Consider the following 12,452-nt stretch of genomic DNA (forward strand, 5'->3'; position numbering starts at 1 on the left):
ACGCGTCCTACTGTTCGGCCGCCGCTCCCACGAGTCCGCTGACCCGGCCTCCGCCCGCCGCCTCCTCGAGGACCTTCAGAAACGCCGCGCCCGACCGTTCCCAGGCGAACTCCTGCACCCGGATGCGCGCCTTCTCACCCAGGTCGACGCGCAGGTTGGCGTCCCTCAGCAGCTCGGACACCGCGACGACGAGCTCCTCGCGGTCGTCGACGAGCAGCCCTGTCGCACCGTCGAGCACCGAATCGGTGAGCCCGCGCGATCCGCGGTAACCCACTGTGGGGACCGCGTGCTGGGCCGCCTCCACGACGGCCAGCCCCCAGCCCTCCTTACGGGACGGCATCACGTGCACCCATGACTGCGCCAGCAGCCGATGCTTGTGCTCCTCGGAGACGTGTCCGTGGAAGGTGACGGCGTCGGCCACACCCAGCTCGCGGGCGTGCCGGTGCAGCGGCTCCGACCACCAGCCGTCGCCGATCACGTCGAGCCGCACGTCCGGCATCAGAGGCCGCAGACGCGCCACCGCGTACATCGCGTCCTCGATCTGCTTGTGCGGCACCAGACGTGACAACACGACCAGGCCGGGGTGCGCCGTGCGGGTCGCGGAGCCGCCCGGGGCCACTGCGGCGGGCACCTGGTCGAGGCCCGCCCGCACCACGGCCACTCTGTCGCCGTCGACGCCGAGGGACTCCAGCTCCTCCGCGGACGGCAGTGACACCGTCAGGTACTGGCTGCGCCGATACAGCCGCGGCGAGACCACCGACTCGAGCCACCAGCCCAGGCGGCCCAGGGCGCGTCCGGCCACCGGCCACTGCTCACGGTGGCAATGGTGGACGAGCACCGCCACCGGTGCGCCCGCCACGAGCGCGGCGAAGAAGGGGATCCCGTTCTGGGTGTCCACGACGACGTCGGGCCGCAGTCCGCGCAGCGGGCCGACCCCGATGCGCCCCAGCGCGATCGCCGCGAGCGCCCGCGGATACACCGTGATCCGGCCGCCGCCGCGGCTGACGCCGACACTGCCCAGCCGGCCCCGCGCGGGCGCCCCCGCGTACCCGGCGGTGCGCAGTGTCACGCGCACTCCGCGCCGCGCGAGCTGCTCGCCGATTTGTTCGAGATACCGCTCGCTGCCGCCGCCCTGCGGGTGTCCGGAATCACGCCAGCACAACAGCAGGACCTCGCGGACCCGGCCGGGCCCCTCGGGCCGCGCAGTCGGGCCGTCGGCGCCGGTCACGGCACCAACGGCCGCCGCCCCTGGCGCAGGGTTTCCACCGGTCTCTCGCACGGACACGCATGCAGGATAACGGCTGTCCCGGCGCCGGGCCACGAGGCGCGGGCGCTGCCGCCGGGACAGCCTGTCACCCGAAGAGTTCGGCCAGGCTGCCGACGCTGCCGGTGTCGAGGCTGCCGAGCAGCTGGCCGACCACGCCGAACTCGTAGTTGACGGCCCGCAGGTAGACGGTCGCGTGCACGCTCGGATCCGTGGTGCCGGCCCCGTTCTCGCCGTCGTCAGCCCCCGTGCCGCTTCCCGGCACTGTGCCGCCGCTGATGCAGGTGCCCAGGGCCGTGTAGGCGCCGTCGCCGAGCGCGTACTCGACCGTGTTCTGCGCGCCCGGATCCACACGTGTCGCCGCATCGGGATCGACCGGGGACACCTTGCTGGCTGTGTCGTCGTCGGCGAGCGGGTCGTCCTCTGCCGCCTGCGTGTTTGCGAGCGCCGCAGCGGGTGCGGCGCCGTCGCCCGCGCCCGCGTCGCCCGCGCCGGTATCGCCCGCGCCGGTATCGCCCTCGGCCTGCTGCTTGCGCTCGATGAACCCCTGGACGATCTCCTTGACCTTCGAGTCCAGCTCGCCCACGTACACGTACGGGCCGTAGCAGGTGGTGTTCACCGGGCCGGCCGGTGGTGCGAACGTCACGGCGGTGTCCGCACCGGACGCGGCCGCCGTCAGCTCCGCGGTGTCCAGACGCATCTGCACATCCGGGAGCTTCTCCGCGATCGACGCGGACGCGATGCCCGGGCCCGCCGCAAGCACCGTCGCCACCGCCGCTCCCACAGCACCGACACTGGCAGCACGTCGCAACCTCATCCGTTCGGACTCCTCACCGCGGGCGTCCGCCCGCACCACAGCTTCATCGACCTGTCGAACGCTATGAACCGGGCCGATAGGACGACAAGCCCGACTGTGACAGTTCACCTGTTCGGAGTTCAGCGGTCACGACATGGCGGCGGCCCGGCCGATGATCTCGGCCGGGCCGCCTCGGGCGCAATCGCGCCGTCACTAGCTGCCGCTGAGGCTCCCGAACACGGTTCCGAGACTCCCACCGCCGGTGGTGTCGCCGCCGCCACCACCGGGTCCAGTGCCGTCATCGCCGTCGCCCGTGTCCGCAGCGGCACTGAGGGCACCCTGATCCGCCCCGCCCGCTGCCACCGTGTACTCGATCGAGGCCACCGTTCCGGTCCCGTCCTTCACGTAGAAGTGATGCACACCGGCCTCCAGCGCCGACGGAAGCGTGCACACGAAGGTCAGTTCGCCGTCAGCGTCGGCATGCACATCGTCGAGCGTGCAGAACGGCGTAGAGCCGCTTCCCCCGTTGTATGGACCACCGGGCACCAACCCTGTGAATTGGACCATCACAGTCGCGCCGGGCTTGAATTCCGTCACCTGATTGGCCGCACCGGAATCGAAGGCCGGCGCGTTGATGTACGTCCAGTAGGCCTTCTGATCGGTGAAGGAGTCGGGGCTCTCCAGGTCGCCGGTCGCGCACGATGCCATCGCCAGATACGTATGGTCGGGATTCAGCTCGTACCCGAAGGCATTGTGGTCCGAGGTGCGCTCCATAAAGCTCGACGCCTCAGCCTCGCCGAAAGGATTTCCGCTGTCCTGGCCGAGCACCTCGCCCACCGAGAGGAGAGGCCCCAGCATCGCCGCCGCGCCGAACTGTGCGAGCTCCTCCCTCGAAGGGCCGAAGTCCTCCCGATACGCCGCATCCACGTACTGATCGATCAAGGCCTGGTTGGCTGCGACGAACCCCTTCGGGATAGCGAACATGTCCGCGTTGTCCAGCCCCCACTCGATCTGCCCGACGACGGAGTCAGGCAGACCGCCTTCACCCGCCGCCTGAGCCACGGTCGCATCGGACACCTGCGGCCCCGTGCAGTGCCGGTCGCCGCCGACGTTGTCGGGGGCGAATGTGACGGTAGTGATGCCGTCCGCCTGTGTCGCAGTCAGCTCGGGGGCATTGACCTGCACCGCAAACCCGCCGGCCCCTGCATCACCACCGCTTGCAGGCGCGTCGTCTGCTGCGGCAATCCCAGGCACGGCAAGTGCCATGGCCATCGCGCCGACGGTCGCCGTCACTCCGGCCCTCGTGATGATCCTCATCCCGGTTCCTCCTCGATCGATCCGGTCCCACAGCGCGGTGCGGCAGATCATCCGAAGCTACGGCAATTGATGGGCATTGCATATCCTGCATTCACCCGTCAGCCATGCGAATGACAGCGCTTCTGAGACCTCCGGCCATTGGCTCCTCCATCTCGCGTCGCCGCCCACTACCCTCGACCCGTGCCCCGCTTCCCCCTGCGCACACGCGCTTCCGCCGCCACCACACTTTTCGCCCGCCGTGCCACGTTGCGGCGCTCTGTACGCCTGCTCGGCGCGTTCCGCTTCGAGCAGTCCGACCCCGACAGCTTCTACGTCCCCCTCGCGCAGGACTCCGTCGAGATGATCGACGACCTGTACCGCGGCGCCACCGGACGCGGCATCGACGGCCATACGGTCGTCGACGTCGGCGGCGGGCCCGGGTACTTCGCCGACGCCTTCCGCGCAGCCGGCGCCCGCTATGTGCCCGTCGAACCCGACCCGTCGGAGATGCACGCGCGCGACATCGACCTGACAGGGGTGGCCATCCGCGGCTCGGGCACCGCCCTGCCGCTACGCGACGGCGCCGTCGACGTCTGCTTCTCCTCCAACGTCGCCGAACACGTGGCGCAGCCCTGGCGGATGGCCGACGAGATGCTCCGCGTGACCAAGCCCGGAGGCATCGTCGTGCTGTCCTACACCCTCTGGTGGGGGCCGTTCGGCGGCCACGAAACGGGGATGTGGCACTACGTGCTCGGCGGAGAGGGCGCGGCACGGCGCTACCGCCGGCGCCACGGGCACGAGCCCAAGAACCGCTTCGGCGCCTCGCTGTTCGCCGTGCACTGCCGCGACGGTCTCGCGTGGGCCCGCTCCGCGCCGTCGGGCGAACTGCTCGCCGCATTCCCCCGCTACCACCCCCGCTGGGCCTGGTGGCTCGTACGTGTACCGATTCTGCGCGAACTGCTCGTGAGCAACCTCGTACTGGTACTACGAAAGCACTGACCGGGTCCGCAGTATGTCAATCAATTGATCGACAGTACTCATTGCGGCTGGCCCAATCCGATCGAACGCATTAGTCTCCTCCTGGATTCACTCAACGGATGGAGATCGGAATGCGTTTGACCCGCGTTGCCGAGCGGGCTCTGCCGCTCGCCGCCGCTACAATGTGCGGCCTCGCGATCGCACTGCCCGCCACAGCCGCAGCGGCACCCGGAGGCGTCGAGGGCGGTGGCCCCGCTTCCGGCGGGGACGGAGTTGAGGAGCCGTCCGAGCCCGGTACCAACATCGAGGAAATACTGAGCAACCTCACCTTTGCGGCAGTGGCGGACTCGGCGATGCTGACGGTGGAGACCACAGGGACCATTACGCGGGTCCACGTCGGCGCACCGATCGACAGCGATCCGACGGACAACCTCGGCCCATTCTGCTTCACGCCTCAGGTGTACTCCGGCCTACCCACGATTGATGCGGACGATGCGATGCGGGTGGCGAACGCTTATTTCGGTCAGACCAGAAACCCCGCCGATACATTACTGGACAATGCCGATGAACTGGCGTATCCGTCCCGTATCACTCCCGATCTCGGACGGTTGATATCGTATTCTCAGAATGCCAACCTGGGCATGCTGCCCTCCGGGACCTACACCGCTGCAGTCTTCTGCATCGAGGACAGAACTGCCCCCGGAGACTACACAGCCACGGCGTATACGCGAACGTTCGACGTCGTCGACCTGTCCGCAGCCTACGTCCCCGGCACACAGGTCGTCGTGACAGTGTCCGGCCTGAAGCCCGACCGGGAATACTCGGTGGCCGGGCACTCCACCGTGTTCTGCGAGAGCACCGCGACATCGGACAGCACCGGAACCCTCAGCTTCTCGTGCACGCTCCCTGAGGATCTCGAGCCCGGAATCCACCATTTCACCGTCGACGAACTCGACGGCACCGAAGCCGCCTCGATCGAGTTCGCAGTGGACCCCGAGGGCACGAACACCTCAGGCGCGATCGACGGAATAGCCGACGCCGAATCGGCCCCACCTGCGTCGCCCGGCCCGTTCGCGTCACTGGATGTCTTCGGTAGCCTCGGAATCACCGGCAGCTGAACACCCACGGTGGCGGCCCGGATCCACATACCGGGCCGCCGCCGTTCGCCGACGTCTTCGGCACGGTCGGGGCCTGATACGTGCCCGTCGAGCCGGACCCGCCGGAGATGCACGCGCCGGACATCGACCTGGCCGGGGTGGCGATCCACGGCTCGGGCACTGCCATACCGGCACGCAACGGCGCGGCGCGGCGCTACCGCCGGATCCATAGGCACGAACCCAAGAACCGCTTCGGCACCTCACTGTTCGCCGTGCACTGCCGCGACGGGCTCGCGTGGGCCCGCTCCGCGCCGTAGGGCTAACTGCTCGCCGCATTCCCCCGCTACCACCCCCGCTGGGCCTGGCGGCTCGTACACGTACCGATTCTGCGCGAACTGCTCGTGAGCAACCTCGTACTGGTACTACGAAAGCACTGACCGGATCCGCATGGCGCCGTCCCGGGGCGGTTGCGCGGAACCGCCCCGGGACGGGCCGTCACAGCCCGCCGACGACGGCGTTGAAGTCGGCGACCGCCTGCTCCACCGGGGCGAGGAGCGCCGCGACGTCGACGACGGCATACAGGTTGAGCGCATCGGCGAAGTCGTAGAGCGACCCGATGCCGATCGTCTGCGCGCCGGCACCCGGATCGTCGATCACGCGCACCCAGCCGGTCGCAGTGCCGACGCCCGACGCCGCGTCCGACCAGCACGCCCCGACCGCCGTGTACTGCCCGCCGCCCAACGCGTAGGGGGCGTCGTGCGTGGTGCCAGGGCGCAACACGTACAGGTGCGCCGGAATGGGCCCGCCGTCGGGAGATACCACTACGCCGAGCTGCGTCAGGTCCGTCCCGCCGGACTCCAGGTACTGCTGCACCCTGGCATGGTGCACCTCGCCGGTGAACACGACCGGTCCCATGCAGACCGTGCTGGGCCGCCAGGCGGGGCGTGGAAGGCGACGGCCGTGACCGCGCCCGCCGGGGCCGCGGTGAGCGCAGGCCCATTCAGCACCGTGTTCACGCTTCTGGGCGCCGCCGATGCCGCCGCCGGCACCGCCACCGCCCATGCCGCGGCACCGACCGCGGCCACTGCCGCCGCCCTGGTGGTCCTTCTCGTGGTCATCGTTCTCCACTCCTCTCCGGCCACCCGCGCGCACCGGTGCGGGACAGTCCCCGATTCGCGCGGCAGGCGGCGCGAGCATGTGACGCGCACCGTAGGAATCGGCGCTCACAGAGCGCTCACAGATGGAGAAGTCCCTGTTCAGCACGCGCCTCTAGCCAGAGTCTGTAACACGTTCTACCCTGTGTGACAGGGCTCTCCCCGACCCGCGAGTCCGGGGCCGCATCGCACTGCAGACACAAGGAGATCGGATGACCGACTACGACACCCTGTTCATCGGCGGAAAGTGGGTGGCACCGCGCGGCCCGGAGCGCATCGACGTCACCTCGCCCGCCACGCTCGAGCACGTGGGCAGCGTGCCCGTCGCCGGCAACGCCGACATCGACGCCGCTGTCGCCGCGGCCCGCGCCGTGGTCGACAACGGCACGTGGGGCCGCACCTCGCCCACCGAGCGCGCCGCGATCCTCACCAAGGCCGCCGAGCTGATCACCGAGCGCAAGGACGCACTGATCGCTCTCACGTCGTCGGAAATGGGCGCCACGCATGCCGGCGTCGACATGATGCATATCACCCCGTCGCTGGCCACGCTCAGTGCGTATGCGGCGCTGGCGGAGTCGTTCCCCTGGGAGGAAACGCGCCACGGGATGTTCGGCGAGTCCCGCGTGATCCGCGAGCCGGTCGGCGTCGTCGCCGCCGTCACCGCGTGGAACGTGCCGATCTTCCTCGCCGTCAACAAGTTGGCGCCCGCGATCATGGCCGGCTGCGCGGTGGTGCTCAAGCCGGCGCCGGACGCGCCGCTGTCCACCAACGCCATCGCCGAGATCTTCGCCGACGCCGGCCTGCCCGAGGGCGTGCTCTCCGTCGTGCAGGGCGGCGCCACGACCGGCGAGTACCTGGTCAACCACCCGGACGTGGACAAGGTGACCTTCACCGGCTCCACCGCCGTGGGACGCAAGATCGGGCAGTCCGCCGCCGACCAGCTCAAGCGCTGCTCGCTGGAGCTCGGCGGCAAGTCGGCCGCGATCGTCCTCGAGGACGCCGACCTGGCCGCGTCGGCGCCCATGCTGGCGATGAGCGGGCTGATGAACTCCGGGCAGGCGTGTGTGGCGCAGACCCGCATCCTGGCCCCGCGCTCGCGGTACGACGAGGTGGTCGAAGCGCTCAAGGGGATCGTCGAGGCGATGATGAAGGTGGGCGACCCCACCGACCCGGCCACGCAGATCGGGCCCGTGATCAATGAGGCCCAGCGCGACAAGATCGAGGGCTACATCGCCAAGGGCAAGGAGGAGGGCGCCCGCGTGGTGCTCGGCGGGGAGCGCCCAGAGGGCCTCGGCGACGGGTACTACGTGGCGCCCACGATCTTCGCCGACGTCGACAACACGATGACGATCGCCCGCGAGGAGATCTTCGGGCCCGTCCTGTCGGTGATCCCCTACGACACCGAGGACGACGCCGTGGCCATCGCCAACGACTCCGACTACGGCCTGGCCGGCTCGGTGTGGACCGCCGACGTAGAGCACGGCCTGCAGGTGGCGCGCAAGATCCGCACCGGCACCTACGGCATCAACTGGTACGCCTTCGACCCGGGCTCGCCGTTCGGCGGGTACAAGAGCTCCGGCATCGGCCGCGAGTGCGGGCCCGAGGGCATCGACGCGTTCTGCGAGATCAAGTCGGTGCTCATGCCCGCCGGGTACACCAGCTCCTGATCCGTGCGAGCGGCGCTCTACACGCCGCTCGCACGCCGACCGTATGCGGAAACCGCCGGAGTTCTGCATGATCCGGCGGTTTCCGCATACGTACGCCCGGCCGGCGAGCGCGAGGGCGCCGGCGGGTCACCAGGCGGCACCGGCCCGCGCGAACATGCTGTCGACGTAGCCCAGCAGCGTCGCCTGCATGGCCAGCAGATGCTTGTCCACGCGCAGCACATCCCACCCGATGTCGCGGTACTCCGCATACCGCGCGATATCCGATGAGTGCTTGTCCTCAGAGCGCCGGTGCCAGTCGCCGTCGTACTCGATGCCCGCCTTCCACTGCGGCCAGGCGAGATCGATGTGGGCGTGCAGCTGGCCGTACTCGTTGAGGACCGGAAACTGCGTGCACGGCCGGGGGTATCCGCGCCTGTGGAGCAGCAGCCGCAGGCGCGTCTCGGGTGGCGAGGCCGCACCGCTATCGACCAGGGGCAGGACCGCGCGCAGCCTGTCGCCGCCCGCCGCCCGTGGATGGGCCCCTGCCACGTCCAGGATCGCGGCGGGGTCGATGCGGGTGGCGTTGCACAAGGCGTCGAGCATGATCAGCCGACGCGTGAAGTCCTCGTCGGAGCCCGGATCCCAGCGTCCGGTCGCCGAAGCCGGGTGCCGCGCCAGGTCGAACCCGGTGCGCGCCGGCGTCGTCACGCGCATGCCCCGCACAACAGCGACCTCACGCTCGGGCAGATCGGCGGTCCACACCGTGACCCCCGGTGTGCGGCGAGTGCTGCCGGAACGCGGCCGGATGAGGACCGGCGGCTCCGGATCGAAGTACTCGTAGTCTTCCCACTCGTGCTCGCGATAGCGGTAGGGCCCCGCGGTCGGCGCCGGGCGCTCCCGTCGCCGGCGATCGTCGAGGTACTTGGCACCGAGCACCGCGGCGGCCGACCGCCCGCCGAGCACGCTCCGGCCTCGGCCGTACAGCCATGCGGCCTCGGCCATGATGCGCGCTGTCTTCTGCGTGCCCGGCTCGGCGTACACCCCGCGGAGCAACCGAACCTGGTGCTCACGCAGCCGCCGATCGCTCAACCCGCTCCCGGCCCGCGTGCGGACCCTCCCCCTGCTCTCCCCCACTCGCCCCATGCTGCCGGACCGTCCGTCCGCCGCCCGCGGCCGCCCCGCCCTTTGGCATCCCGACTCCGCCACCGTATGCGGAAACCGCCGGGATCGGGCCGGATCCGGAGTTTTCCGCATACGGATCCGCACAGTAGTCCGGTCCTACGCAGAAAACTCTGCCCCGCACCTTGCGGTCGCGGGGCAGAGTTGCGGCTGAGCGACCCGGTCAGCTGCCGGTGCCGGCGCCCAGCAGCCCGGTGAGCAGGCCGTCGGAGCTCAGGGCGGAGAGGGCGTCACCGGACTTGAGCAGCAGGCTGCCGAAGTCGAGCGCCGGGGAGATGCTGCCGATTCCGTTGGGCACGATCAGCGGGCGGACGGTGATGTCGTCGGTAACGAGGCCGAGGACAGTTCCGAGAACACTTTGCCCGCTGAATACCGCCCCGAAGATGTCGCCGATCTGGGCCAGCGTCGGATTCGCGCACGCGCCGACCAGGATGTAGACGCCGTCGTTCACGTCGGTCCAGTTCGTGGTCGACGGGTTGGGAAACGCCCTGTACTCGCCGACCACGGGGATGTCGACCGCGTTGTGCGATGCGATCTCGCCGTACTGCACGTCCTGACCGCCGTTGACGAGCATGTCCGCGATGGCCCCGTAGTCACCGGCCTGATACGCGACGAGGGCCTTCAGAGCCGTCTCACCGCTGACGAGCACCGGCAGGCACACCGCCAGACCCGCATTCTCATCCGTCGTCGTCACCGTGACGTCGTTGCCGTCCTGCTCGACGGCGATCGTCGGCGCGTCCGCCATCGCCACCGCGGGCGCGGCCAGCGCGGCCCCTCCCGCCATCGTCGCGGCCGCGACCACGCCGATCCCGAGCTTCTTGACCCTTCCGAACCCCATGCCGTCCCCTTGCCGTCGGACTGCCCCGAGCCCCCGACCGGCCGCGTTGCAGTGATCCCAGTTACTTCTTCGCGGATATCATCGCCCATGAAATCCGTTTCGGCAACCGGGTCGGGCGCCCCGAACGACGCGGGTCAGCCCTGGAACTTGGGCGAGCGCTTCTCGAGGAACGCGGCGACGCCTTCGCGCCCCTCGGGGGAACCGGCGCTGACGCCGATGGCGGTCGCCTCGGCGAACAGCTGGGAGCGCAGGTCACGCTGCTCGCCGTCGCGCACCAGCTTTTTGAGCCGGCCGAACGACGCCGTCGGCCCGCCTGCCAGCTGGGCGGCGAGGCGCGACGCCTCACCGACCACCTCGTCGTCGTCCACGACCCGGCTGACCACGCCCATCGACAGCGCGTCGGTGGCGCGCAGGACGGATCCGGTCATCGCCAGGTCCATGAAGCGGACGCGGCCCATGGTGCGCGGCAGCGTCCAGCTCATACCGCCGTCCGGGGTGAGCCCCACGGCCAGGTAGGCGGGGCGGAGCTTGGCGGAACGGCCGCACACCACCACGTCGCCTATGCCCGCCAGGCTCATGCCCGCGCCGCCGACGCCTCCGTGCAGGCCGATGACGACCGGCACGTCGAGCTCTGCGAGCACGGCCACCGACTCGTGCAGCCGGGTGGCGAGCGCGTCGAGGAACGGCCCCGGCTCCTCGGCCGCCCCGAACTCCTCGAGGTCGCCGCCGACGCAGAAGTGCTTGCCCGCCCCGAGGAGCAGCACGGCGCCGGTCTCGTCGTCCACCTGGCGCACCGCCTCGGCCAGCGCGTCGGCCAGCGGGAAGTCGATGGCGTTGCCGTTGCCGGGCCGGTTGAGGGTGATGGCGAGGACTCGCCCTTCGCGCTCGACCAGCACAGGCGGCGCGGGGGTCGGCGCCTCGGACCGGTCGGCGGTGTCGGTGCTGTCTGCCATCGTCTGCGGCCTTTCACTCGGGTGTCGGGACTGTCCGTACTCGCCGCGACGCGCGCCGCGGGATGCCGTCGTCCCCAGTGCAGCATTTCATCCCCCTGACGGCGAACCGCCATCCCGGCCGGGAATAGCGCCGTCGCTCACATGTTGCACCGGACAGCAGGTAGTTGCGTAATCAACTACATTGGAGTCAGGCGCACGCGCCGGACCGCGACCCGAGGAGACCCCCATGCCCGCCATCACCGTCGACGACCCGTTGACCCTGCCCCGCATCCGCGAGATCCCCGACGGCGCGCCCGGCCCCGGCAACACCCCGCGCCCGGTACTGGGCGTGGCCACCGCGCCCCAGGGCCACGAGGGGGAAGGGTTCCCCGTGAGGCGCGCGTTCGCCGGCGTGGACCAGCGCTTCCTGGACCCGTTCATCCACATGGACCAGATGGGCGAGGTCAACTACGCGCCCGGCGAGCCCAAGGGCACCGACTGGCATCCGCACCGCGGCTTCGAGACCGTCACCTACATGATCGACGGCGTCTTCGAGCACCAGGATTCCAACGGCGGGGGCGGCACGATCACCAACGGCGACACCCAGTGGATGACCGCGGGCGGCGGCATCCTGCACATCGAGCGCCCGCCGGAGCACCTGGTGCTCTCCGGCGGCCTGTTCCACGGCGTGCAGCTGTGGGTGAACCTTCCGCGCGACAACAAGCGCGCGCACCCGCGCTACCAGGACATCGGCTCCGAGCACGTCACGCTCCTGTCCACGCCCGACGGCGGCGCGCTGCTGCGCGTGATCGCCGGCGACCTGGACGGACACGCGGGCCCCGGCAGCACCTACACGCCCATCACGCTCATCCACGCGACCGTCGCGCCGGGCGCCGAGGTGCGGCTGCCGTGGGACAAGCGCTTCAACGCGCTGGCCTACGTGCTGGCCGGCGACGGCTCGGCGGGCTCGGACCGAGCGGGCGGCGGCAGCCATCCCGTCACCACCGGGCAGCTCGCAGTGTTCGGCGAGGGCGACCACCTCACGCTGCGCGCCGACGACACGCAGGATTCGCGCACCGAGGCGCTCGAGGTGTTCATCCTGGGCGGCGCGCCCATCCGGGAGCCCATCGCGGTGTACGGGCCGTTCGTCATGAACACCAAGGCCGAGGTGCTCGAGGCGTTCGAGGACTTCCAGGCCGGCCGGCTCGGCTCGATCCCCGCCTCCTACGAGCGGCGCTGACCGGCGCGGCCCATACGACGAAGGCCGGCCCC

At 70.3% G+C, this 12,452-nt stretch carries 11 protein-coding genes and 1 pseudogene; 5 read left to right on the forward strand and 7 right to left on the reverse strand.

Annotation, left to right across the window (positions count from 1 at the left end):
- Window positions 1-7: 7 nt before the first annotated feature.
- The 3 genes from H4F70_RS17975 to H4F70_RS17980 all read right to left on the reverse strand — a co-directional run bounded on the left by H4F70_RS17975 (window position 8) and on the right by H4F70_RS17980 (window position 3,377).
- Complete coding sequence (locus H4F70_RS17975; RefSeq protein ID WP_235681204.1) at window positions 8-1,228, reverse strand: glycosyltransferase family 4 protein; 1,221 nt, start codon at window positions 1,226-1,228, stop codon at window positions 8-10.
- Between the two features lie 124 nt (window positions 1,229-1,352).
- Window positions 1,353-2,081 carry a hypothetical protein gene (locus tag H4F70_RS20725; RefSeq protein ID WP_235681205.1) on the reverse strand — a complete coding sequence of 243 codons (729 nt, stop codon included), beginning with the start codon at window positions 2,079-2,081 and terminating at the stop codon, window positions 1,353-1,355.
- A gap of 192 nt (window positions 2,082-2,273) precedes the next feature.
- Complete coding sequence (locus H4F70_RS17980; RefSeq protein WP_182360571.1) at window positions 2,274-3,377, reverse strand: hypothetical protein; 1,104 nt, start codon at window positions 3,375-3,377, stop codon at window positions 2,274-2,276.
- A 180-nt stretch (window positions 3,378-3,557) separates the two neighbouring features.
- Between H4F70_RS17980 and H4F70_RS17985 the strand changes: the two genes are divergently transcribed.
- From H4F70_RS17985 to H4F70_RS20730, 3 genes and pseudogenes are all read left to right on the forward strand, one after another.
- A complete protein-coding gene (locus tag H4F70_RS17985) occupies window positions 3,558-4,355 on the forward strand; it encodes a class I SAM-dependent methyltransferase (protein WP_235681206.1) in 798 nt (265 codons plus the stop codon).
- A gap of 98 nt (window positions 4,356-4,453) precedes the next feature.
- Window positions 4,454-5,452 carry a hypothetical protein gene (locus tag H4F70_RS17990; RefSeq protein WP_182358199.1) on the forward strand — a complete coding sequence of 333 codons (999 nt, stop codon included), beginning with the start codon at window positions 4,454-4,456 and terminating at the stop codon, window positions 5,450-5,452.
- 32 nt (window positions 5,453-5,484) lie between these two features.
- Window positions 5,485-5,868 (forward strand): annotated as a pseudogene (locus tag H4F70_RS20730) (SAM-dependent methyltransferase); the annotation flags it as partial.
- A gap of 58 nt (window positions 5,869-5,926) precedes the next feature.
- Here the strand turns inward: H4F70_RS20730 and H4F70_RS18000 are convergent.
- Window positions 5,927-6,346: a hypothetical protein gene (locus tag H4F70_RS18000; protein ID WP_182358201.1), complete on the reverse strand. Its 420-nt coding sequence runs from the start codon at window positions 6,344-6,346 to the stop codon at window positions 5,927-5,929.
- Between the two features lie 451 nt (window positions 6,347-6,797).
- Here H4F70_RS18000 and H4F70_RS18005 point away from each other — a divergent pair, with 451 nt between their 5' ends.
- A complete protein-coding gene (locus H4F70_RS18005) occupies window positions 6,798-8,252 on the forward strand; it encodes an aldehyde dehydrogenase (protein ID WP_182358202.1) in 1,455 nt (484 codons plus the stop codon).
- A 126-nt stretch (window positions 8,253-8,378) separates the two neighbouring features.
- Here H4F70_RS18005 and H4F70_RS18010 read toward each other — a convergent pair whose 3' ends face one another.
- From H4F70_RS18010 to H4F70_RS18020, 3 genes are all read right to left on the reverse strand, one after another.
- Complete coding sequence (locus H4F70_RS18010) at window positions 8,379-9,320, reverse strand: hypothetical protein (RefSeq protein ID WP_182358203.1); 942 nt, start codon at window positions 9,318-9,320, stop codon at window positions 8,379-8,381.
- A gap of 253 nt (window positions 9,321-9,573) precedes the next feature.
- Window positions 9,574-10,248 carry a hypothetical protein gene (locus H4F70_RS18015; protein WP_182358204.1) on the reverse strand — a complete coding sequence of 225 codons (675 nt, stop codon included), beginning with the start codon at window positions 10,246-10,248 and terminating at the stop codon, window positions 9,574-9,576.
- Between the two features lie 134 nt (window positions 10,249-10,382).
- On the reverse strand, window positions 10,383-11,201 hold the full coding sequence (locus H4F70_RS18020; RefSeq protein ID WP_182358205.1) for an enoyl-CoA hydratase/isomerase family protein: 819 nt from the start codon (window positions 11,199-11,201) through the stop codon (window positions 10,383-10,385).
- Between the two features lie 226 nt (window positions 11,202-11,427).
- Here H4F70_RS18020 and H4F70_RS18025 point away from each other — a divergent pair, with 226 nt between their 5' ends.
- The gene (locus tag H4F70_RS18025) at window positions 11,428-12,420 is read left to right on the forward strand and encodes a pirin family protein (RefSeq protein WP_182358206.1); all 993 of its coding nucleotides are present in this window, start codon (window positions 11,428-11,430) and stop codon (window positions 12,418-12,420) included.
- Window positions 12,421-12,452 lie beyond the last annotated feature (32 nt).

This window comes from Tomitella gaofuii (assembly GCF_014126825.1).
GTDB lineage: Bacteria > Actinomycetota > Actinomycetes > Mycobacteriales > Mycobacteriaceae > Tomitella > Tomitella gaofuii.

What these genes read in the sequence shown, in the direction of transcription:
- H4F70_RS20725 (WP_235681205.1), bottom strand. Translation starts at nt 2,081, where the DNA reads ATGAGGTTGCGACGTGCTGCCAGTGTCGGTGCTGTGGGAGCGGCGGTG.
- H4F70_RS17980 (WP_182360571.1), bottom strand. Translation starts at nt 3,377, where the DNA reads ATGAGGATCATCACGAGGGCCGGAGTGACGGCGACCGTCGGCGCGATG.
- H4F70_RS17990 (WP_182358199.1), top strand. Translation starts at nt 4,454, where the DNA reads ATGGAGATCGGAATGCGTTTGACCCGCGTTGCCGAGCGGGCTCTGCCG.
- H4F70_RS18000 (WP_182358201.1), bottom strand. Translation starts at nt 6,346, where the DNA reads ATGGGACCGGTCGTGTTCACCGGCGAGGTGCACCATGCCAGGGTGCAG.
- H4F70_RS18005 (WP_182358202.1), top strand. Translation starts at nt 6,798, where the DNA reads ATGACCGACTACGACACCCTGTTCATCGGCGGAAAGTGGGTGGCACCG.
- H4F70_RS18015 (WP_182358204.1), bottom strand. Translation starts at nt 10,248, where the DNA reads ATGGGGTTCGGAAGGGTCAAGAAGCTCGGGATCGGCGTGGTCGCGGCC.
- H4F70_RS18020 (WP_182358205.1), bottom strand. Translation starts at nt 11,201, where the DNA reads ATGGCAGACAGCACCGACACCGCCGACCGGTCCGAGGCGCCGACCCCC.
- H4F70_RS18025 (WP_182358206.1), top strand. Translation starts at nt 11,428, where the DNA reads ATGCCCGCCATCACCGTCGACGACCCGTTGACCCTGCCCCGCATCCGC.